The sequence below is a fragment of the Cupriavidus sp. 2SB genome (assembly GCF_005503625.1).
GTDB lineage: Bacteria > Pseudomonadota > Gammaproteobacteria > Burkholderiales > Burkholderiaceae > Cupriavidus.
Genome location: NZ_SCMX01000103.1, coordinates 1 through 20117, shown reverse-complemented (window position 1 = coordinate 20117; position 20117 = coordinate 1). Strand labels below are relative to the sequence as shown.

General features: G+C 63.1%; 22 protein-coding genes. 14 read left to right on the top strand and 8 right to left on the bottom strand.

What is annotated here, in order from left to right; all coding sequences use genetic code 11:
• Window positions 1-470: 470 nt before the first annotated feature.
• From FFS21_RS29100 to FFS21_RS29085, 4 genes are all read left to right on the top strand, one after another.
• Window positions 471-866, top strand: a complete 396-nt coding sequence (locus FFS21_RS29100; protein WP_137928163.1) for a DUF488 domain-containing protein — start codon at window positions 471-473, stop codon at window positions 864-866.
• 82 nt (window positions 867-948) lie between these two features.
• Window positions 949-2193, top strand: coding sequence for a spore maturation protein (locus FFS21_RS29095; protein ID WP_137928162.1), 1245 nt, complete (start codon window positions 949-951; stop codon window positions 2191-2193).
• Window positions 2194-2580: 387 nt separating this feature from the next.
• Window positions 2581-4689 carry an FUSC family protein gene (locus FFS21_RS29090; protein WP_137928161.1) on the top strand — a complete coding sequence of 703 codons (2109 nt, stop codon included), beginning with the start codon at window positions 2581-2583 and terminating at the stop codon, window positions 4687-4689.
• A gap of 105 nt (window positions 4690-4794) precedes the next feature.
• The gene (locus FFS21_RS29085) at window positions 4795-5073 is read left to right on the top strand and encodes a DUF1488 family protein (RefSeq protein ID WP_137928160.1); all 279 of its coding nucleotides are present in this window, start codon (window positions 4795-4797) and stop codon (window positions 5071-5073) included.
• A 28-nt stretch (window positions 5074-5101) separates the two neighbouring features.
• Here the strand turns inward: FFS21_RS29085 and FFS21_RS29080 are convergent, their stop codons facing one another.
• Window positions 5102-5572 (bottom strand): universal stress protein, encoded by a 471-nt coding sequence (locus FFS21_RS29080; protein ID WP_137928159.1) that lies wholly within the window; start codon window positions 5570-5572, stop codon window positions 5102-5104.
• 237 nt (window positions 5573-5809) lie between these two features.
• On the opposite strand from FFS21_RS29080, the gene paaA reads away from it, so the two are divergent.
• The 7 genes from paaA (at window position 5810) to FFS21_RS29045 (ending at window position 11347) form a co-directional block, all read left to right on the top strand.
• Window positions 5810-6814 (top strand): 1,2-phenylacetyl-CoA epoxidase subunit PaaA, encoded by a 1005-nt coding sequence (gene paaA, locus FFS21_RS29075; RefSeq protein WP_137928158.1) that lies wholly within the window; start codon window positions 5810-5812, stop codon window positions 6812-6814.
• A gap of 29 nt (window positions 6815-6843) precedes the next feature.
• On the top strand, window positions 6844-7155 hold the full coding sequence (paaB, locus tag FFS21_RS29070) for a 1,2-phenylacetyl-CoA epoxidase subunit PaaB (protein WP_137928157.1): 312 nt from the start codon (window positions 6844-6846) through the stop codon (window positions 7153-7155).
• A gap of 10 nt (window positions 7156-7165) precedes the next feature.
• Window positions 7166-7984 carry a 1,2-phenylacetyl-CoA epoxidase subunit PaaC gene (paaC, locus tag FFS21_RS29065; RefSeq protein ID WP_137928156.1) on the top strand — a complete coding sequence of 273 codons (819 nt, stop codon included), beginning with the start codon at window positions 7166-7168 and terminating at the stop codon, window positions 7982-7984.
• Window positions 7985-7998: 14 nt separating this feature from the next.
• The gene (gene paaD / locus FFS21_RS29060) at window positions 7999-8610 is read left to right on the top strand and encodes a 1,2-phenylacetyl-CoA epoxidase subunit PaaD (protein WP_137928155.1); all 612 of its coding nucleotides are present in this window, start codon (window positions 7999-8001) and stop codon (window positions 8608-8610) included.
• Window positions 8611-8631: 21 nt separating this feature from the next.
• Window positions 8632-9726 carry a 1,2-phenylacetyl-CoA epoxidase subunit PaaE gene (gene paaE / locus FFS21_RS29055; protein WP_137928154.1) on the top strand — a complete coding sequence of 365 codons (1095 nt, stop codon included), beginning with the start codon at window positions 8632-8634 and terminating at the stop codon, window positions 9724-9726.
• A 180-nt stretch (window positions 9727-9906) separates the two neighbouring features.
• Window positions 9907-10704, top strand: a complete 798-nt coding sequence (locus FFS21_RS29050) for a DUF1835 domain-containing protein (protein WP_137928153.1) — start codon at window positions 9907-9909, stop codon at window positions 10702-10704.
• A gap of 31 nt (window positions 10705-10735) precedes the next feature.
• Entirely contained in the window at window positions 10736-11347 is a 612-nt protein-coding gene (locus tag FFS21_RS29045) for a TetR/AcrR family transcriptional regulator (RefSeq protein WP_137928152.1), read from the top strand.
• Between the two features lie 13 nt (window positions 11348-11360).
• Here FFS21_RS29045 and kefC read toward each other — a convergent pair whose 3' ends face one another.
• Window positions 11361-13175, bottom strand: coding sequence for a glutathione-regulated potassium-efflux system protein KefC (gene kefC, locus FFS21_RS29040; RefSeq protein WP_137928151.1), 1815 nt, complete (start codon window positions 13173-13175; stop codon window positions 11361-11363).
• Window positions 13172-13762, bottom strand: coding sequence for a glutathione-regulated potassium-efflux system oxidoreductase KefF (kefF, locus tag FFS21_RS29035; RefSeq protein WP_137928150.1), 591 nt, complete (start codon window positions 13760-13762; stop codon window positions 13172-13174). The genes kefC and kefF overlap by 4 nt, the downstream gene beginning before the upstream one ends.
• Window positions 13763-14138: 376 nt before the next feature.
• Here kefF and FFS21_RS29030 point away from each other — a divergent pair, with 376 nt between their 5' ends.
• Complete coding sequence (locus tag FFS21_RS29030) at window positions 14139-14837, top strand: GNAT family N-acetyltransferase (protein WP_137928149.1); 699 nt, start codon at window positions 14139-14141, stop codon at window positions 14835-14837.
• A gap of 72 nt (window positions 14838-14909) precedes the next feature.
• On the opposite strand, the gene FFS21_RS29025 is transcribed toward FFS21_RS29030, so the two are convergent.
• The 5 genes from FFS21_RS29025 to FFS21_RS29005 form a co-directional block, all read right to left on the bottom strand.
• The gene (locus tag FFS21_RS29025) at window positions 14910-15404 is read right to left on the bottom strand and encodes an Lrp/AsnC family transcriptional regulator (RefSeq protein WP_137928148.1); all 495 of its coding nucleotides are present in this window, start codon (window positions 15402-15404) and stop codon (window positions 14910-14912) included.
• 209 nt (window positions 15405-15613) lie between these two features.
• Window positions 15614-16222, bottom strand: a complete 609-nt coding sequence (locus tag FFS21_RS29020; RefSeq protein WP_137928147.1) for an EF-hand domain-containing protein — start codon at window positions 16220-16222, stop codon at window positions 15614-15616.
• Between the two features lie 183 nt (window positions 16223-16405).
• Window positions 16406-17074: a hypothetical protein gene (locus FFS21_RS29015; RefSeq protein WP_502705207.1), complete on the bottom strand. Its 669-nt coding sequence runs from the start codon at window positions 17072-17074 to the stop codon at window positions 16406-16408.
• A gap of 107 nt (window positions 17075-17181) precedes the next feature.
• Entirely contained in the window at window positions 17182-18402 is a 1221-nt protein-coding gene (locus tag FFS21_RS29010) for a globin domain-containing protein (protein WP_137928146.1), read from the bottom strand.
• Between the two features lie 94 nt (window positions 18403-18496).
• Window positions 18497-18946, bottom strand: coding sequence for an RrF2 family transcriptional regulator (locus tag FFS21_RS29005; protein WP_171020521.1), 450 nt, complete (start codon window positions 18944-18946; stop codon window positions 18497-18499).
• 171 nt (window positions 18947-19117) lie between these two features.
• Between FFS21_RS29005 and gspG the strand changes: the two genes are divergently transcribed.
• Both gspG and FFS21_RS28995 read left to right on the top strand, forming a co-directional pair.
• Window positions 19118-19567: a type II secretion system major pseudopilin GspG gene (gene gspG, locus FFS21_RS29000; RefSeq protein ID WP_137928144.1), complete on the top strand. Its 450-nt coding sequence runs from the start codon at window positions 19118-19120 to the stop codon at window positions 19565-19567.
• 14 nt (window positions 19568-19581) lie between these two features.
• The gene (locus tag FFS21_RS28995; RefSeq protein WP_137928143.1) at window positions 19582-20097 is read left to right on the top strand and encodes a prepilin-type N-terminal cleavage/methylation domain-containing protein; all 516 of its coding nucleotides are present in this window, start codon (window positions 19582-19584) and stop codon (window positions 20095-20097) included.
• The last annotated feature ends 20 nt before the right edge of the window (window positions 20098-20117 follow it).

Here is a 20117-nt window from a genome sequence, read left to right as displayed (position 1 = left end):
TACTTTTGAAGCAACACTAAGAACCCGAAGTCCTCAGCGGCGTTCGCCATCAAGCGCCCACACTTATCGGTTGTTTGGTTGTTAAAGAACATTGACGAACAGCTTTGCTGTCGTCGGGTACTGCGCTACTTCTTACTGCGTCTGCCGCGTCGCTTTCGCTGCAGCAGAGAAACGAGATTATGCAGAACATTCATCGTTTCGTCAACAGTTTGCAGAAGATTTTTTCTCTGCCGGCCAACGCTGCAAAACCCCGCAACCCCCGCCACTGCTGCCCCACAACCCTTGCCAGCCCTGCGTTTGCAGCGCGGTTTGTGTTGCGAGGGGGCGAATATTAGATGCGTTCCAGAGACAGCGCAAGCCCTTTTTGAAAAAAGTCTCAGACTGCCGATAACAGTCATTGGAAAGGTGCGGAAACCGAGTCCCCATGACAGCATGACTAGTAACAATGGATAGGGGGCGGAGGAAAAATCATGGCGATACGGATCGTACGACTCGGTGAGGTACGCACAACGGGCGAGGGATTGCGCATGGGCACCGTGCGTCGGCCGCCGCGGGGCGTGCCGAAAGCCGAGTTCGCCAGCCGCGACTATTACGACGTCTGGTACCCGGCGTTGTCGCCGTCAGCGGAATTGGTTGCCAAGGCACAGCTTGCGAAGGGCACCGAAGACGGCAAGGCATGGCGGAGCTTCGAGAAAAGCTTCCGGGCCGAGATGGCGCGGCCCGATGTCAGTCGCACGCTCGACCTCCTGGCCGCACTCTCCCATCAGACCAGTTTCTCGCTCGGATGCTATTGCGAGGACGAGAGCCACTGTCACCGGTCCATCCTCCGCGCCCTGCTACAGGAACGCGGTGCGGCGATTGCATGACGCCGGCGCCGCATCCATCCAGCTATGATGCTGGGCACTTCCGCATCTGAGCGGCAGGCATCCCAATGATGGATTGGCGTCGATGGCACTGAATTTCGTTTGGCTCGGATTCTTTCTGCTTTCCTTCCTGGCGGCGACCGTACGGCTCGTCAATGGCGATCTAGCCGTATTTCCCGCCTTGCTCTCCAGTTTGTTCGATAGTTCCCGCACTGCTTTCGAGATCTCGCTGGGCCTGGTCGGGGTCATGAGCCTGTGGATCGGCATCATGCGGGTGGGCGAGCGCGCAGGGGTAATCGACTTGTTCGCCCGCATGGTCAATCCGTTGCTGCGTCACTTTTTCCCGGGCGTCCCGCAGGGACATCCTGCACAGGGCGCGATGATGATGAATGTGTCGGCCAATATGCTCGGGCTGGACAATGCTGCCACGCCGCTTGGGCTGACGGCGATGCGCGAACTGCAAACGCTGAACCGTAAGCCTGAGACCGCGACGAACGCCCAGATCATGTTTATCGTGCTCAACACCGCAGGATTGACGCTGATCCCGACCTCGGTCATAGCCATCCGGCAGGCGATGGCAGTAAAGCAAGGGCTGGTCAACTTCAATGCGGCCGACATATTTTTGCCGACGTTGCTGGCTACTGGCGCCTCCTGTCTGGCGGGCCTGCTGGCTGTAGCCTGGGTGCAGCGCCTCAATTTATTCAAACCCGCAGTGCTAATCACCGCCGTCATCGCGGGGCTGGCTACCACAGCACTGTTTCTCTGGCTGCGCCATGCGCCGCCTGCTCAAGTCAGCCAAATGGCGTCGCTCGCAGGCAGCGGCTTCATCCTTTCCCTGATTATCTTGTTTCTGGTTTGTGGGGCAATCCGACGCGTGAATGTCTACGATGCATTCGTCGATGGCGCGAAGGAAGGGTTCGGGGTTGCCGTCCAGATCATTCCTTACCTGGTAGCCATTTTGGTTGCAATCGGACTCTTCCGAGCCAGCGGCTGCATGGACATAGTGATGTTCGCCCTGACCGCGACATTTGAAAAACTAGGAATGAACACGGACTTCGTGCCAGCCCTTCCGGTCGGCCTGATGAAAATCTTGTCAGGTGCCGGGGCGCGTGGACTGATGGTGGATGTGATGACCACCTATGGCGTGGACTCCTTCCAAGCGCGGGTGGCGGCAATCATCCAGGGTTCGACCGAAACCACGTTTTATGTGTTGGCGGTCTACTTCGGCAGCGTGAACGTGCGAAATACAAGACATGCGCTTGGCTGTGCGCTGTTTGCGGATGTGGTAGGGATGACTGCCGCCGTGTGGATTGCGTATCTTTTTCGGTGACAGACGTCATCCCGTTGTACGACAACAACGGAGATTGTGCTGTCTTGCAGTCAATTTTGCAGGCGACGCTTGGTGCGTCGCAGCAAGTCGTGTATAGTGAAGTCTGTCTCCTCCACCACCTCGGTGGATTCCAACCCGCGCACAACCTGCGCGGGTTTTTTTTGCCTGAAATCGGTGAAATGCAGGAGCGGCGTCGGCGGATTCCACCGTTCTTTATGACAAATCCGTTATCTGCACCAACAGGCTGATTTATCACCAAGTCGGTGCATGGCGGCACTGCCTGCGCACCAACCTTTCGTAATTCCACGAAATGTTGCGTCGCAACAATGACGCCCGTAGAGTGATATCCGTACTCACCCTAAGACGTCTGGTACGCCGGATTCGATCATGCGCCGCCCCTTGCGCCTCCTCCGCTACTGCCCCGAAACTGCGCTTCTTCAACGCGGCATCGTCTACGCGCTCTCCTTCTTCGCATTGGCGGGTACCGCCTGGCTGACCGGAGACGCCGGATACCTTTGGTCAGCCACTGCCTCGATCTGGACTTGCCTGGCTGACCGCCAAGGTACTGCGGCCACGCGTATGCGCAGCTTGGGAACCGTGGGCATAGGCGGCGCGGCTGTGAGCGCCCTGGGCGCAAGCCTCTCCACCTCGCCATTGGCTGCCCTGACGATGGTGCTGGGCGCAGGCATGGTCGCTGGTCTGGCGGAAATCCGGGGGCCGGCTGCCGCGCTCGGCTTCAAGCTGCTCTACGTCGTGCTAATCGCGGCGTGCCTGCAACCTGCCGTCGGCACGCCGGTTGCATCGCATGCGTGGATAGCGGCCACGGACTATCTGCGCGGCGGGGTATTTGCCTGCCTCGTATGCCTGTTGCTGGTGCCATCACAACGCGATGCGCGCCCTCGCCTCGAAATCATCGCTGTCTATGACGCATTGCATCGCTTTGCCCAAGCCTTGGCAGGTATGCCACCCGAGGACACTTCGGCGTACAAGCTTGAGATGCGGCAGCGAATTGAAGCGGCACGCGCGGCGGTGAGCGGGCGGCGCGGGATTCTGGATCCTGTCGGGCTGTTGCACTACGCGTACACCGTGGCAGTGGCCGATGCCATCTTTGCCCTATTGATCGTAGCGGGCGAGCTCCGAGAACGCGCCGGCAAACGGGACGGGCTTCCGCTCGACCATACTGCGCGGTGTCTGGCAGACACGCTGGAACAGGTACGCCAGTCCCTGACCCGGCATGCGCCGGACTTGCCCGCTCTCACCGCGATGTTGTCCCAGGATCTGCGGCGGCTGGTCGGACAGCGAGTCAACGCGAGTGCGCCGCCGGCATATCAATCGGCGCTGGCTGCCCTGTCACAGCATCCATCGTTCACACGCTGGCGCGGGACTTTCGCCTGGCCCAATACCGGGTTGACGGGCATGCTTGATCGTTTCGGCGACGCGTTGGCTGACATTGCTGCACGGGATGCACGCATCACGCGGCATGCCGTGCGGATGGCGTTTGCCGGAGGCCTGAGCCTACTGCCATCGCAGCTGTTCCAAGTCGATCACGGCTATTGGGTCGCCGTCACTGTGATCATGGTGCTCAGTCCGCGGCTGCAAACCACGCGGCAAATCTCCCTTCACCGCTTCGCCGGATCCCTAGCCGGTGCGGTGCTGGCCTGCCTGATCAGTCTCACGCATCCCGCTCCAATGTTGGCACTGGGTGCCAGCGCCATCTTCCTGGCCGCAGCCTACGCCCTGCGCCTGGCTGGCAACGCTGCTGGCTTCGCGTTTTTCCTGACACCAGCCGTAATCCTGTTCTCGTGGATTGGCGAGCCAGCATCGAATAGTAGTCACGTGGCCGCGTTGCGCGGACTTGATACGGCGATCGGCTGCGTAATTGCGTTGGCCAGCTATTACATCCTGGCGCCGCGCGCCGAGCTGTCGCGGGTCTTCCGGCACAGTCTCGACGCATTGGCGGTCAATGCCGTGTATCTCCGGGCTGCAACTGGCGCGGCACGAACCCTGACGCCCGCGCAAGCGCGTCTCGAGGCGCTGCGCGTGGCGGCGGGCCGGGCTTCCTCGCGCGCGGAAAGCACGCTCCAGCAATGCCTTGACGAATTCGATCCTCAGCTTGCGGCGGCGCATACTGCGTTGCATGCCACGTCCAGGCGCATGGCGTCGCTCGCCGGACTGATCAGGGCGGGTGCCGAATCGGGTGAAGTACCTCTGCCGCCGGGACCTGCCGCCCAGGCAATGCTTGCAGATCTGGAAGCACGCCTCGCCGAAGTCGCCGTTCGGCCTGGCCGAACCAGTGTGACCGCGGCTATCGCCCCACCTCATCTGCCGCCGCTGACACGAGACGATGGGCCGTTCGATCACTTCCTGGCCGAGCAAACCGCTTACGCCGATGGTCATATCGACGACGCACATCGCGTGGTAGTCGGACTCAGGTCTCTTGCTGCCGAACAGGCGCGGAGCCAACGGCGACGGCTGCCTGGTATGCGGGCAGGCTGACTGCTATCAAAGGCGTTCGCAGGGCCATGCTTGCCCGAATGGGTGGATTGCCTATATTGAATGGATATCCGCCGTTTCCCCGTTCCCGGCAAGACGAGGTGCGCCATGGTCGACATCACTTTCCCCACCAGCAGTCCCACTTATTGCGGCGCAAGCCTGACACTGTCGTGTCCGGCCACGGTCAACGGCAACTGGTCCCAGTATTCCGTCACAGCGGAGGCGCTCGAAGCCTATTGCGGCGCCCGTTCGGCGAGAGAGGAAGACTTGGTCAGCGCGTTCACCACCAATCGCACGCGCATCGAGCAACTTGCGGAAGCGATGTTCGAACTGACCGAGGCTCGCGAGATCGTACTTCGCGGCGGCCATTTCCGCTTCGCGGGATAGCCGCCAACTGAAGTCGAAGGACGGGGCGTCAGGCGTCTGCCTCCTTGCCGCGCACCAGTAACACTGGCATCGTCGACTGGCGAATCACGGCTTCGGCCACGCTGCCGAGAACGAGCCGGCGCACGCCGCGACGGCCATGTGTACCGATGACCAGTAAGTCGGCACCCCATTCGCTCGCGGCCGCATTGATCGAGCCGGCCACATCGCCGATGACGGCGGGATCATCCACGAGCTTCGTCTCGTGCGCCACACCCTCATTGCCCAGCAGCCTGCCGGCCGCCTCCAGTGCCTTGGTCCCACTGTCGACAAATGCGCGCTGGACCTGCGTGGGATCGTAGAAACCAGCGTCGAACAGCATCACGCCGTTGTCCACCACGTAGAGCGCCAGCACGGATGCGCCACTGCCCGACGCCACGCGAATCGCTTCGTACAAGGCGAGGTCCGACGTTCCGCTGCCGTCCACCGCCACCGCGATCTTGCTGTATGCCTTGCCTGCCATTGCACTGCCCTCCCACGTCGAACGAAAGATGAAGTTCGATACTACACGTGGCTCTGGATAGACGTTCGTGAGCCAATTCTGAAAACCCTTCATCTTGTCAGCGCAATAAATTGACCGACCGGACGGTTTATATATATAGTGGCCGCACGCCCGACCCCCACAAATTGATGTCTACAGGATCAGCAAGCATCCGGCAGGTCGGCGCCCGTCGTCATAGACGCATGCCAAGGAGACGTGATGTACACACAGAGCCTCGACCTCCCAGGACAGCCGGCGGAGCGTCCGCTCGCAGACGCCAGCGTGGCCGATCGCCAGTCCGCATTCGATGCCCGCATGGCCGAAGACGCCAAGATCGAGCCGATGGACTGGATGCCCGACGCCTATCGCAAGACGCTGGTGCGCCAGATTTCGCAGCACGCGCACTCCGAGATCATCGGCATGCAGCCGGAAGGCAACTGGATCAGCCGCGCGCCGTCTCTCAAGCGCAAGGCCATCCTGCTGGCCAAGGTGCAGGACGAAGGCGGGCACGGACTCTATCTATATAGCGCTGCGGAAACGCTTGATGTGTCGCGCGACGATCTCGTCGATGCGCTGCACACCGGTCGCGCCAAGTATTCGTCGATCTTCAACTACCCGACGCTGACCTGGGCCGATGTGGGCGTGATCGGCTGGCTGGTGGATGGCGCGGCCATCATGAACCAGATCCCCCTGTGCCGCTGCTCCTACGGCCCCTACGCGCGCGCGATGATCCGCATCTGCAAGGAGGAGTCGTTCCACCAGCGCCAGGGCTATGACGCGCTGCTGGCCATGATGCGCGGCACCGAGGCCCAGCGCGCCATGGTGCAGGAGGCGGTGGATCGTTGGTGGTTCCCGGTGCTGATGATGTTCGGGCCGCCCGATGCGGCCTCCACCAATAGCACCCAGACGATGGCCTGGGGCATCAAGCGTATTTCGAACGACGACCTGCGCCAGAAGTTCGTCGATGCCACGGTGGAACAGGCCAGGATCCTTGGCGTCACGCTGCCCGATCCGGGCCTGCAGTGGAATGCCGAGCGCGGCCACTACGACTACAGCCCCCTCGATTGGGAAGAGTTCTGGCGCGTGATCAACGGCGACGGCCCCTGCAATCGCGAGCGGCTGGCCACCCGCGTCAAGGCGCACGAAGACGGCGCGTGGGTACGCGAAGCTGCGCTGGCCCATGCCGAAAAGCGCGCCCGCCGGACCCAGGCCAAGGCGGCTTGAGCCACGACAGAACAAGCAAGGTAACCAACATGACCCAAACCATCACCCCATCGAAGCAACAGAAGGAATGGCCGCTGTGGGAGGTGTTTGTCCGCAGCAAGCAGGGGCTGGAGCACAAGCACTGCGGCAGCCTGCATGCTGCGGACGCCCAGCAGGCGCTGCACATGGCCCGCGATGTCTACACGCGGCGGCAGGAAGGCGTGTCGATCTGGGTAGTGCCCTCATCGGCCATCACGGCCAGCGCGCCAGCCGAGAAGGCCGAACTGTTCGATCCGGCGGCCGACAAGATCTATCGCCATCCCACGTTTTACCAGTTGCCCGACGAAGTCAACCATATGTAAGGGCCGCGCCATGAACATGACGACCCAGCCTCCGATCCCTGCGACGCTCCAGTACATACTGCGGCTGGCGGATAACGCCCTGATCCTCGGCCAGCGCAACGCCGAGTGGTGCGGCCACGGCCCCGTGCTCGAGGAAGACATCGCGCTTGCCAATATCAGCCTGGACCTGATCGGCCAGGCTCGCCTGCTTTATGCCCATGCCGGCGTGCTTGAAGGCCGGTTGACGGGCCGCGCGCGCCACGAGGATGACTACGCCTACTGGCGACCCGAATCCGATTTCCGCAACTGGACGCTGCAGGAACTGCCCCACCACGGTCCGCTGGCCGGCACGGCACGCGCCGATCGCGACTACGCCGTAACCATCATGCGCAACTTCCTGTACAGCGCGCTGATGGCTGAACTGTGGCCCGCGCTGGAAGCGAGCAGCGACCCGGAACTCGCCGCCATCGCCGCGAAGTCCGCCAAGGAGGTTCGCTATCACCTGCATCACGCCGCGGACTGGGTGGTGCGGCTGGGCGATGGCACTGGCGAATCGCACCGCCGCATGCAGCGTGCGCTCGATCACCTGCTGCCATATATGAACGAGTGCTTCGCGGTCGATCCCGTGGAAGAGGAGTCGGCGCGGCAGGGCGTGAGCGTACTGACCGCCGATCTGCGCGACGCCTGGGAGGCGACGGTCACCGCCACGCTCGACGATGCCACGCTGCAGCGCCCGGCAACCACCGGCTTCGTGTCGACCGGCAAGCAAGGCGTGCATTCCGAGCATATGAGCTACCTGCTGGCGGAGTTGCAGGGCCTGGCTCGCGCCCACCCGGGCGCGCAGTGGTAACGGAAGGGCCGACCATGCCTCATTTCGCCGCTTCGCTCACCAACCCCGCCTCGCCGTTCGCGCCGGCCTTTGCGCCGTCGGCGGCGGCCACGGATTCTTCCGAGGCACGTCTGGCGCACGCGTGGGCAGCGCTGGAAGCCGTGCCCGACCCCGAGATCCCGGTGGTATCGATCCGGGACCTCGGCATCCTGCGCGATGTGGTACTGGCCGATGATGGCGTCACCATCGAGGCGACCATCACCCCCACGTATTCCGGATGCCCGGCCATGGGACAGATCGAGGAGGACGTTGGCCACGCGCTGGACGCCGCCGGACTGGCCCCGTGGCGCGTGCGCACCGTGCTGGCCCCTGCCTGGACTACCGACTGGATTACCGAGACCGGTCGCGCCAACCTGCGCGCATTCGGCATCGCCCCGCCGGGCCATTGCGCTTCGGCTCCTGCACACGCTGCGAACGTCAAGCCATTGCGCTTCATGCCCCGTGTGCATGCCACGGCCACGGTCGCGTGCCCACGCTGCGGCAGCATCCACACACAGGAGTTGTCCCGGTTCGCCTCCACGGCATGCAAGGCGCTCTACCGCTGCCTGGATTGCCGCGAACCGTTCGATTACTTCAAACCCTACTGACCCGCGGACCCCGCCCCGGCCATGACTCCACACTTCCACCCGCTGCGCGTGGCGCAGGTTCGCCCGGAAACTTCCGATACGGTCTCGATTGCCTTCGCGGTGCCCACCGAACTGCGTGATGCCTACCGTTTCACGCAGGGGCAGTTCCTGACGCTGAAAGCGCAGGTTGAAGGCAAGGACGTCCGCCGCTCGTACTCGATCTGCTCTGGCGTGCAGGATTACGACAGTCACGGCGAGCTACGCGTGGCCGTGAAGCTCGTCGAAGATGGCGTGTTCTCCACGTGGCTGCACGACACCGCGGCCCCCGGACAGACGCTCGACGTCATGACGCCTGATGGCCGTTTCTACGTGCCGCTCGATGCGACAATCGCGCGGCATTACGTGGCGTTCGCCGCGGGCAGCGGCATTACGCCAGTGCTGTCCCTGATCCGCACCACGCTGGCCACGGAACCTGGCAGCCGCTTCACGTTGATCTATGGCAACCGGAACGTTGACTCGATCATCTTCTCCGAGGCGCTGGAGGATCTTAAGAATCAGTACCTGTCTCGCTTCACGCTCTATCACGTGTTGTCGCGCCAGCCCCAGGAGGTGGATCTGCTGCATGGCCGTCTGGACGGGCAGCGCGTGACCGCCTTCCTGCAGACCCTGCTTCCCGTGGACGATATCGACGCCGCCTTCGTTTGCGGCCCGGCGTCGATGATCGACGAGGTCGAGGATGCCCTCAAGACGGCGGGTCTCGATCCCCACAAGATCCATGCGGAGCGCTTCGGCGTGCCGCTGGCCCAGCCCCGTCGCGCTGTCGCTGCCCAGCACGACGCCACAGGAGATGCCGGCACCGCCGAACTGGTCATCGTGCTGGACGGCAAGCAGCACAAGATGCGCCTGCCAATGGCCGATGCGAACGTGCTCGACACCGCGCTCTCGGCTGGGCTCGACCTGCCCTACGCCTGCAAGGGCGGGGTCTGCTGCACATGCCGGGCCAAGGTGCTCGAAGGCAAGGTGGAAATGGAGAAGAACTACACGCTCGAACCGTGGGAAATGGAAAAGGGCTTCGTGCTGACCTGCCAGGCCCGGGCGCTCACGCCGCGCGTGGTGGTCAGCTACGACGAGCGGTAACTGCCGCCCGTCTTCCGCCGCGTGTCCGCGGCTGCCGAATGGTGGAAAACCCACATGTCGGACAGCCGCCGATGCCCGGCGTACCGCATGCCGTGATTACAATGGCGGAACACGCTTCATGCGTCGCATCGGCCGCTGGCGCAGGGCCTGGACCCGTCGCATCCCTATACAATCACGGTCATGCAATATATCCATGTCGTCAACGGCGATGTCGCGGGCAATACACTGCGCCAGGCTCTGGCCCAGGCGGCCCGTCCCGACCCGGTGGTCGTCCTGCGCGACGACCTCGCCGTGGGTCCGATCGCCGATATCGACAGTACCGGCCTGATCCGCTCCGGCTTCTGGCAGCGCGTGGCACCCCATTCAGACATCGACTTTGCCGCCGAGATGCGCCAGGCGCTGGATCAGCTCCAGCAATTGCGGCGCGACGCGATGGAAGTGGCGATCTGGCACGGCCAGAGTGCGTCGGACCAGCTCATGCTGCGCCGGGTGGTCTTCCATCTCTACCAGGCGCCCCAGCGGATCAACGAAGTGGCGATGGACCTGCGCGAGCTGGAAACCCCCGCGCACGGCAGCCTGACCGCCATCGGCATGTATCCCGCCTCCCGCCTGGCGCGCCGGTTTTCGACCATCGCCCCGGTGTCAGTCCTGCGCCTGGGCCGGCTAGGCTACGAGTGGCAGCAGAACGTGAAGGAAAACGCCGACGTCCGGCTGTGGAAAGGCAACACGCTGGTGCCGGCGGCCTATCACAACGTCGACGACGTCATCCTTGAGCGTGCGCCAGTCGAATGGACGCCCGCCGCGCAGACCGTGGCCAGCGTCATGGGAGCGATCGAAGGGCTGCTGGCCAGCGACTGGTTCGTCTTCTGGCGGTGCCGCGAACTGGTCAGCAACGGGCAACTGCAATTGCGCGGCAATCCGGAAAGCCTGGACACCTGCGAAGTCCGCCGCAATTCCCTGATGGCCAGCGCCGAGTAACCCGATAAAAACAGGGATCGATCCGACCCATATGGCCAGAACCAAAGCGCCCGACTTCGAGGCGCAACGCGAACAGATCCTGGACCTGGCGGCAGCCGCGTTTGCCGCCACGAGCTATCCCAGCACCTCAATGGCCGACCTGGCTGCCGCGTGCGGCACCTCCAAGGCCCGCCTCTACCACTATTACGAGAGCAAGGAAGCGATCCTGTTCGACCTGCTGGATCGCTACACGCGCCAGCTCATGCAGATCGTGACCGAGGTCGAGCGCGACGGCGAGCGCCAGGGCCGCAGCCATCGGGAAACATTCGGTCACTTGCTGCGCGCCTTCCTGGCCGAATACGAAACGTCGCAGACCCGCCATATTGCGCTGATCAACGATGTGAAGTTCCTGGCCGAGGAGCAGCGCGACCAGATCCTGAAGCGCGAACGCGACGTGGTGGCGGCATTCTCGCGCTTGCTGCGGCTGGCATTCCCGGAGCGCGTCACGGGCGAGAACCAGACCGCGCTGACCATGACCGTCTTCGGCATGATCAACTGGACGTTCACGTGGCTCAAGCCGGGCGGCAAGCTGTCGTATGCGCAGTTCGCCGAAATGGTGGTGGGCCTGCTGGAAAACGGCCTGGTGCCGGCCGTCCCCCGCTAGACGGTCGGGCCGGTCAGGACCACTCCGCTTCTTCGCGTTTCTTCCGCTGCTCCCGGTCCTGGCGGAACATTTCCTCCAGTTCGTCCCGCGCCTGCCGGGCCATCGACACCAGCTTCTTCTGATCCTTGTAGTACGGATAGAAGCGGTCGATCGCCTCGACGTTATGGCGGCGGAACCGCAGCGCCACGCTGCGCGCCTCCACCGGGTCAAAGCCCAGTCCTTCCAGCACGCGCCGGCCGAGCATCAGCGACCCTTCGAACATCTCGCGCTCGTACGTTTCAACGCCCCGGTCCTTCAACTGGTAGACGTGAGATACGTGCTTGGCGCGAGTGTAGATTGCCAGTTCGGGCCAGCGATGGCGCACCTTGTCGATCAGTGCCAGGTTGTCGTCGATATCCTCGATACAGACGATCATGATGCGCGCCTCGCTGGCGCCAGCCGCCTCCAGCAGGTCAATGCGCGTGGCATCGCCATAGAAAATCTTGAATCCGTACTGGCGCAGGAACTCGATCTGGTCAGGATCGTGGTCAAGCACGGTCACACCCACACCCTGGGCATAGAGCAGCCGGCCAATGATCTGCCCGAAGCGGCCGAAGCCCGCAATGATCACGGGATTGTGGTGATTCGTGATCTCGTCGTCAGGACGCTGCGACATCGCGTTCAGGCGCGGAGCAAGCAGGCGGTCGAACGCCAGCAGCAGCAGCGGGGTGACGACCATCGACAACGCAATGATCAGCACCAGCAGCGCCTCGGTCTCGCGCGGCATCAGCCCCACCATGCGCGCCTCGGCGAACACCACGAACCCGAACTCGCCGCCCTGCGAAATCAGCAACCCGAACAGCAGCCACTGACCACGCCCGACGCCGAACCGGCGAGCCAGCAGCGTCAGGACCAGCGTCTTGACCACGACGAAGGCGATCACGAAGCCGATCACCTTGCCCGGCGAACTGGCGAGGATGCCGAAATCGATCGACATGCCCACGGCCATGAAGAACAGCCCGAGCAGCAGCCCCTTGAACGGCTCGATGTCGGCCTCCAGCGCGTGGCGATACTCCGAATCGGCCAGCAGCACGCCAGCTACGAAAGTGCCAAGCGCCATGGACAGGCCCACCGCGTCCATCATCAACGCAATGCCGACCACAAGCAGCAGCGAGAATGCCGTGAACATCTCGCGCATGCCAGTCCGGGCGATGATGCGAAGCGCCGGCCGTACCAGATAGCGTCCGCCCACCACCACGGCGCCGATCACCGCCACCGCCTTGGCGGCCGTCTGCCAGTTTTCCGGACCGTGCGCGGTCGCCCCGGCCCCCTCGGCGGCCAGCAGCGGCAGCAAAGCAATCATCGGAATGGCCGCGATATCCTGGAACAGCAGAATGCCGAAACTGGCCGCACCGGCTCCCGTCTGCATCAGGTTGCGCTCGGCCAGCGTGGCAAATGCGATGGCGGTGGACGATAGCGCCAGGCCCAGCCCGGCCACGAGTGCGATCTGCCAGGACGCACCAAACAAAACGGCCACGATGCCGATCGCCAGCGCACACATCACCATCTGCACCGACCCATAGCCGAAAATCGACTTGCGCAGCGTCTTGAGCTTGCGGGGCTCCAGTTCCAGGCCAATAACAAACATCATCAGCACGACCCCGAACTCCGAGAAATGCAGGATCGACTCGACATTGGTCACGAGCTTCAGCGCAAACGGGCCAATCGCCGCGCCAGCGATCAGGTAGCCCAGCACAGAACCCAGCTGGAAGCGCCGCGCCAGCGGCACGGCCACCACCGCCGCCACGAGGAAAACAAGCAGTGCAATCAGGAAATCGTGCTGGTTCATGCTGCGTCCTCGTCAGGCTCGCCGGCTTCGGGCCATTCCTGCGTTTCAGGTGGCAATGGCGGCGGGGCCAGGTGGCGGGCCACGTGTTCGATGTGAAGCGCCACCGCATCGGTGTCGGCCCGATCAGCGTCATGAAGCACGACAGGCGACAGCCAGGTCATGCCGCACAGCAGTGCCGTTTGTTCGAGCGGCAGCAGGAAATCGCTGATCGGATGGCCATGGACGCCGTCGGGCCCGTATGCATCGGCATGCCCGCCGGTGCTGACCACGACGAGCATCGACTTGCCACGCAGCGCCGTGCCGCCAGGGCCGAATGCCCAGCCCACTTCCAGCACTTCGTCGAGCCACAGTTTCATCAGGGCCGGCACGCTGTACCAGCGCACGGGAAATTGCAGGACCACAGTCTCTGCGGTAGAGAGCAGGCGCTGTTCAGCTACCACGTCGATGTCGTAATCGACATAGCGCTTGTAGAGTTCGCGGACCTCAACGTGCGGCAACTGGGCCAACGCTTCGGCGAGTGGATGATTGACGCGGGATTGCCTGGGCGCAGGATGCGCATAAATCACAACGATGGGTGGCTCGTCCATATAAGGCTTGTTCTTCGAGGCCTTCCGGCGCGCGCGGCACGGACCGAGGCGACGGGCAGCTCTGTGCGGCGTTGCAGCAGATCAACAACAGGTGTCGATGGCGACTACACATTCGCCATGCCAAGCCGTTGATTCTGCAACGATTTATGAATTCTCGCGATGCGGCCCCCTTGGGGGCTTGCGCACGAAGGCTTACGCGGACCTGACAATTCCACTACAATACTTTTCGCATTGCAGCAACCTAGTGTTTGCCCGAACCCGTATTTTGCATCACAAAACATCCTCACGACGGTGTGGTTTGGTGTGTTGATGGAAACAGAGTGGGCAGAAATCGCTGCAATGCTATGTTTATATCGATCCCAAGAAGGAAATCCAAGTGAACCCGCTCGAACTGAGCAAGGCCGTCGGAGCCGTAACCGACGAAGATCTTCGCCGTGCAGCCGAGGCTAGCCAGGCCACCCAGCGCCATACCACCCTGGTACGCGAGCTGGCTGCCCATCATCGCTCCCGCCTGCACAAGCATTTTCTCGCCTTGGGCGAGGAAGATCGCCTGCTCCGCTTCGGCCAGTCGGTTGGAGACCACGTCATCGAAGCCTATGTCGAGAGCATCGACTTCGATCACGACAGTGTGTTCGGCGTCTATGACGAGCATCTGGAACTGATTGGCGTGGGGCACTTCGCCAACCTGCGCGATAACGCCCAGGGCCGCGTGGCCGAGTTCGGCGTGTCCGTGTCGAAGAGCGCGCGGGGCCGCGGGATCGGCAGTGCACTGTTCCAGCGCGCCGCGATGCATGGCCGCAACACCAATGTCCGTACCCTGTACATGCATTGCCTGTCGCGCAACGCCGCGATGATGCACATCGCCAAGAAGGCCGGCATGAAGGTGCAGTACGCTTATGGCGAGGCCGATGCCTATCTGGAACTGACGCCCGCCGATACGGTGAGCCGCCTGACCGAGGTCATCGACGAACAGGTTGCGGATCTGGACTACATGATGCGTCGGAACCTGCGCGATGCACGCCGCTTCGGTCTGCGCTTCTGGCGTTCGCTGGTACCGCAGAAAGGGACGGCCTGACGAACCAGGCAGCTCGCCAATGCAGACGGCGCACCGCGATGGTGCGCCGTTGTTGTTTCTGCGGCCTGAAAATCAGGCGCCGCCTGCCACCGGCAATGCCGTGGTGTCCTTGATCGATTCCAGCGCAAAGCTCGAACGCACATCGATGACCGACGGATGCGCCAGAAGTTGCTCCTGCATGAAGCGCGCGAAATGCTCCATGTCCTCCACATAGACCTTGAGCAACAGATCCATCTCGCCGGTCATGGCGTGGCAGGCGGCCACTTCCGGCCAAGTCTGGAGCGCCGCGCGGAATAGGTCCAGCGGGGCCTTGCCCTTGGGCGTGCCACCCTGCTTTTCCAGGCGCACGTTGATATACGCGAGCAGCCCGAGTCCGATCTTGTTCGGTTCCAGCAGCGCGGCGTACTGACGAATCACGCCGATCTCCTCAAGACGACGGATGCGGCGCAGACAGGGACTCGGCGACAGATTTACGCGCTCGGCCACTTCCAGGTTGGTCAGCCTGCCGTTGGTCTGCAGAACCTCCAGAATCTTCCTGTCGATCTTGTCCAGTTCCACCTTGCTCACGTTTTGTTGCTCCGCAATATGTTTGTCGGCAATTTTTTTGCGCAAATTTAGCAAGTTGGGCACAAGTCCGCAATTTTATTTTCACCTCGCCGCCTGTCACGCGTCCGTTGCCCGGGACGTATGCATCACGTTGCATAGGCAAGGTTGGTGCCAGCCCCATAAAAAACGCGGCCCGGAGGCCGCGTCGGTCAAGCTACGGTAGCAGTCGTTCAGCCGCCGCTGGAAGACGGCACGGCCGGTGCCGAGCCGGCGCCCGGTCCGCGCTGCATGGGGCGATTGTGATGCTCTTTTCGCATCTTCTCCATATCCGACTGGATCTCGGCCATGGTCACCTTGCCATCCCGGTTGGCATCAAGCTTGTCGAAGCGGTTGGCCATGCGCGGGAATGCGGTCTTGAACTCGTCGCGGGTCAGTACCCCATCGTTGTTCTTGTCCGCCGCCTTGAACTTTGCCTCGAACGCCGCCTTCCTCTCGGCGCGGTGCTGCTCGAACATCGCCTTGCGATAGGCGCCCATTTCCTGCTTGTCGAGCTTGCCATCGTGATTGGTATCGATCTTGTTGAATAGCGCGTCGGCTTCGGCCTTGGAGATCGTGCCGTCGCCGTCCGTGTCGATCGACTTCATCATCATCATGCCGCCGCCGTGCGGACCGTGCCCGTCCATGCGGTGATGGTGGCCGGGGCCGCCTTGCGGAGCCGCCTGTGGCGCGGAGGCCGGGAACGGGGCTGCGGTTTGCGCCATCGCTGCGCCTGCGGTCAGGAAGACGGCCGAGGCCGCGATGAAGTTCTTGAAAATCTGCGTCTTGTGAGTGCGTTGCATGTCTGTGCTCCTTTTCATCACGTTGGGCGTGTATGGATTAGAACGCAGACATCCAGCGCAAGTTGGCGCTTTTAATACGATGTTACGGGCCTCACAGAATCGACTCGTGCCGTAAACAGGCGCAAGACAGTCAAATATTGCGCAACACTTTGAAATCGCTTTTCCAGCGCTTTCACCTCGTCGTCAGTCCTTGTCGACTGGGGGAGCCTCACCCGTCAGACTCTGCGGCGGTATCTGTTGCATGGGTTGCTGCATGCCCGGAGGCATGTTCTGGGGCGGTTGCGGAGTGCTTGCCGCCGGCGGTGGCATCGCCTGCACGGTGGCCGGCATCGGCGTGGAGAGCGGTGCGGCGGCGCCGGATGGCGGCACGGCCGGCAGGTTGCCCGGGCGACCTACGCTCACGGAATTCTGCAGCGGCAAGATGATTTCCTGACGCACACCGTTGCGTTCAATCACGATGTTGCGGCCGTGAATTTCCTTCAGCCGAATCTGCGGGGACAGCGAAGCACCCACACGCACGGCCTTGGGCGGACCGCCATCGATCGACAGGATTGCCGCTGCAGGCCCCACGCCGTCGAGATCGGCCACAACACCGATCAGCTGGATATCGCGCACGCCAGCCTGGGCACTACCGCCAAACAAGGTCGCCACCGCACCCGTTTCCACGGCTTCGGTCTGTGCGATGCGAGCAGACTTGGGAACGGGGATGGTACGCATCGCGCTGAAGGCCAGCACCCAGTGGGTGACGAGCGCGCATAGCGCGGCAAACAGCGCGAGACCGGCCAGGCGCGGCAGCCAGGCGGCGGAGATATCGATCGGGAATGCGGGCCGGGACAGAGTGGGCACGAGCAGGTATGCCAAGCGGCTATCTATAGGAACCGCCTAGCCTACCAGACCCATGCGACGGTTGTCTGTCACAACGTGACAGACAACCGTCGGTGCCGCGCATCTTGGCCGGATCAGAGCAGATCGTCCAGCAGGTCCGGGCCGAACACTTCGCGATGGATATGACCCACGGGAACGCCGGCGGTGATCAGCGCATGGCGCTGCGCCTGCATGAAACCCAGCGGTCCGCACAGGTAGAAGCGGGCATCCTGGAAACCGGATGTGTCTTCCGCCTTCAGGAGCGCGTCGATCGGCATCGTCCCTGCGTGGTCGTAATCGCGTCCCGACTGATCGGCCTGGGACGGCTGCTCGTAGCTGACATGAGTACGCAGGTTAGGCATGCGCTCACGGGCCCAGACCATGTCGTTGCGGTGTGCATGGTGGCCACCATGGCGCGCGGCGTGGGCAAACAGCACGTGGCGGTGCGGGTTCTCGCGGGCCAGTGTGCGCAGCACCGACACCATCGGCGTCACACCGATACCAGCCGACATCAGCACGATCGGACGACGGTCATCGAGCGTGGGCGCAAAATCGCCCCAAGGGGTGCTGACATGGAGCGTCGTATCGACAAACGCGTTGTCATGGAGCCAGTTCGATACGGCGCCGGCCGGCGTTTCCGCATTGCCTTCCTCGCGCTTGATCGAAATACGCCACGTGGGCAGGCCCCGTTCTCCGGACAGCGAGTATTGCCGCAACTGCCGCAGTCCATTGCCAAGCACCGCTTCCACGCTGATGTACTGGCCGGGCGCGAAATCGCGCAGCGCCGTACCGTCGGCGGCCGCCAGCGTCAGCGCCACCACTTGCTCGCTTTCCTGCTCGCGGCTCACCACGCGCACACGCAGCAGCTGGCCAGCGGCGACGCCGGCGCGGTCATACAGTCGAGCCTCGGCGGCAATCAGCTCGCCGGCCAGCAGCCAGTACGCCTCGTCCCAGGCCGCCAGCAGCGGCGGGGTGGCGGCTTCACCGAGCACGGCGGCAATGGCTTCCAGCAGGTACTTGCCGACGATCGGGTAGTGGGCGGGCGTCAGGCCAACCGCGACATGCTTGTGGACGATGCGCTCGACCACGGGAGCCAGGACATCGGCGCGGTCGATATTGGCCGCGTAGGCGAAAACCGCCATTGCGAGCGACTGCTGCTGCGAGCCGTTGGCCTGGTTGCCCATGTTGAACAGGCTGGTCAACTCGGGACGCGCGGCGAACATCTCGCGGTAAAAATGCGTGGTGATGGCGACGCCGTGCTCACGCAGCACGGGAACGCTGGCATCGATATAGGGGCGGGAAGCAGCGGACAACATCAGCAATACTCCTGTTATTTCATGCATCTGACATGCATGTTTTTTCTCACAACAAAGCCGGCGGCGAACCGTGTCCGAGGGCTTTCCCCGGACCTCAGGCCGCGCGCCGGCTCAGGAAATCTCGATGCAAGGTAATGATCGATTCGGCCGTACTACCGTTCACTTCGCCCAGTGTCACGCCATCGAGTGCGCTGTAGAATGCCTCTTGCGCAGCATCGAGCGCGTGCTTCAGGCGGCAGTTGCCGCGGAGCACGCACGGCGGATTGCCACAGTCGACAATCGCCTTCTGGCCTTCGAGCTCGCGCAGGATCGTGCCGATCGTCAGCCGCTCGGCGTCGGGGCCAAGCTGCAGGCCACCGTGCCGGCCCCGCGTGGCCGTGATCCAGCCCAGCTTCGAGAGCCGCGCCGCCACCTTGACGAGGTGATTGTGCGAAATGTCGAACTGCTGGCCGACTTCGGCGATCGTGATCGGGCGGCTACCGTCGGCGCGCGATACATACATCAGCATGCGCAGGGCGTAGTCGGAGAATCGGGTCAATTGCATCGTGACTCTAATCATAGATATCCTGCATCTGAAATGCAAGTTTTCTGTTGCAGTTGTCGCAGTTGCAGATTGGTACACAAATTCCAACCACTGCCTTCTTCCGGCACACCAAACCGTCATGCCGCGAGAGTTATACTCTTCGGCCATATCTGACTCACTTACCCAGACACGATGCGCAGAAACAACCACCGGACCGAAACCCGTCGCCGCGCCCGCGGCTTCACGCTGATCGAAATCATGGTGGTGATCGTGATCCTTGGGGTGCTGGCCGCGCTGGTTGTGCCCAAGATCATGAGCCGTCCCGATGAGGCCCGCATCGTCGCGGCGCGCCAGGACATCTCGTCGATCATGCAGGCGCTGAAGCTGTACCGCCTCGACAACGGCCGTTATCCCACCACGGAGCAAGGCGTGGCCGCACTGGTCAGCAAGCCCACCACGGAACCCATTCCGAACAACTGGAAGGGCGGCGGCTACCTGGAGCGCCTGCCCAAGGATCCGTGGGGCAACCCCTACCAGTACCTGAACCCAGGCGTGCGCGGCGAGATCGACGTGTTCAGCTTCGGTGCGGACGGCCAGGCTGGCGGCAGTGCCAACGACGCCGATATCGGCAACTGGGAATAACGCCCCCTCCCCTCATGTATCCGGCGACGCCGCGCGGCATGGCCGCTCTTTCCACGCGTCGCCGGCGTTTTTCCGGCTTCACGCTGCTCGAACTGCTGGTGGTCATGGTGATCGCCGGCATCGTCATATCCCTGGTGGCTGTCAACGCCACGCCCAACGACCGTGGCCGCGTACTCGACGATGGCCAGCGGATTGCCCGCCTGTTCGAACTTGCCCAGGAGGACGCGCAACTTGGCGCACGTCCCCTCGCTTGGGAAGGCGATGCCTCCGGATGGCGTTTCCTGGAATCCACCCCGCAGGGCTGGGTGCCGATGCGTGCGGACGTGTTCGCGCCGGGCCGCTGGCGTCTGGCGCTGGACAGCGCGGTGGTTGTCCAGGGCGGCCGGCAGTTCGGCAATGGCCCGATCCGGCTGGTCTTCGGCCGCGAACTGATTGATGAACCCCAGCGGCTGGTACTGACACGCGGCGATATCCGCATCGAAGTCGCAGGCGATGGCAGCGGCCGCTACGTGGCGACGATGACCCCATGATCCGCCGAGCCCACCGCCCC

Coding starts and splice junctions, on each gene's coding strand:
- paaA (WP_137928158.1), top strand. CDS start 5,810: ATGTACACACAGAGCCTCGACCTCCCAGGACAGCCGGCGGAGCGTCCG.
- FFS21_RS29045 (WP_137928152.1), top strand. CDS start 10,736: ATGGCCAGAACCAAAGCGCCCGACTTCGAGGCGCAACGCGAACAGATC.
- gspG (WP_137928144.1), top strand. CDS start 19,118: ATGCGCAGAAACAACCACCGGACCGAAACCCGTCGCCGCGCCCGCGGC.
- FFS21_RS29090 (WP_137928161.1), top strand. CDS start 2,581: ATGCGCCGCCCCTTGCGCCTCCTCCGCTACTGCCCCGAAACTGCGCTT.
- paaB (WP_137928157.1), top strand. CDS start 6,844: ATGACCCAAACCATCACCCCATCGAAGCAACAGAAGGAATGGCCGCTG.
- FFS21_RS29010 (WP_137928146.1), bottom strand. CDS start 18,402: ATGTTGTCCGCTGCTTCCCGCCCCTATATCGATGCCAGCGTTCCCGTG.
- FFS21_RS29095 (WP_137928162.1), top strand. CDS start 949: ATGGCACTGAATTTCGTTTGGCTCGGATTCTTTCTGCTTTCCTTCCTG.
- FFS21_RS28995 (WP_137928143.1), top strand. CDS start 19,582: ATGTATCCGGCGACGCCGCGCGGCATGGCCGCTCTTTCCACGCGTCGC.
- FFS21_RS29085 (WP_137928160.1), top strand. CDS start 4,795: ATGGTCGACATCACTTTCCCCACCAGCAGTCCCACTTATTGCGGCGCA.
- kefC (WP_137928151.1), bottom strand. CDS start 13,175: ATGAACCAGCACGATTTCCTGATTGCACTGCTTGTTTTCCTCGTGGCG.
- paaC (WP_137928156.1), top strand. CDS start 7,166: ATGAACATGACGACCCAGCCTCCGATCCCTGCGACGCTCCAGTACATA.
- paaD (WP_137928155.1), top strand. CDS start 7,999: ATGCCTCATTTCGCCGCTTCGCTCACCAACCCCGCCTCGCCGTTCGCG.
- FFS21_RS29005 (WP_171020521.1), bottom strand. CDS start 18,946: ATGCAATTGACCCGATTCTCCGACTACGCCCTGCGCATGCTGATGTAT.
- paaE (WP_137928154.1), top strand. CDS start 8,632: ATGACTCCACACTTCCACCCGCTGCGCGTGGCGCAGGTTCGCCCGGAA.
- kefF (WP_137928150.1), bottom strand. CDS start 13,762: ATGGACGAGCCACCCATCGTTGTGATTTATGCGCATCCTGCGCCCAGG.
- FFS21_RS29100 (WP_137928163.1), top strand. CDS start 471: ATGGCGATACGGATCGTACGACTCGGTGAGGTACGCACAACGGGCGAG.
- FFS21_RS29020 (WP_137928147.1), bottom strand. CDS start 16,222: ATGCAACGCACTCACAAGACGCAGATTTTCAAGAACTTCATCGCGGCC.
- FFS21_RS29080 (WP_137928159.1), bottom strand. CDS start 5,572: ATGGCAGGCAAGGCATACAGCAAGATCGCGGTGGCGGTGGACGGCAGC.
- FFS21_RS29050 (WP_137928153.1), top strand. CDS start 9,907: ATGCAATATATCCATGTCGTCAACGGCGATGTCGCGGGCAATACACTG.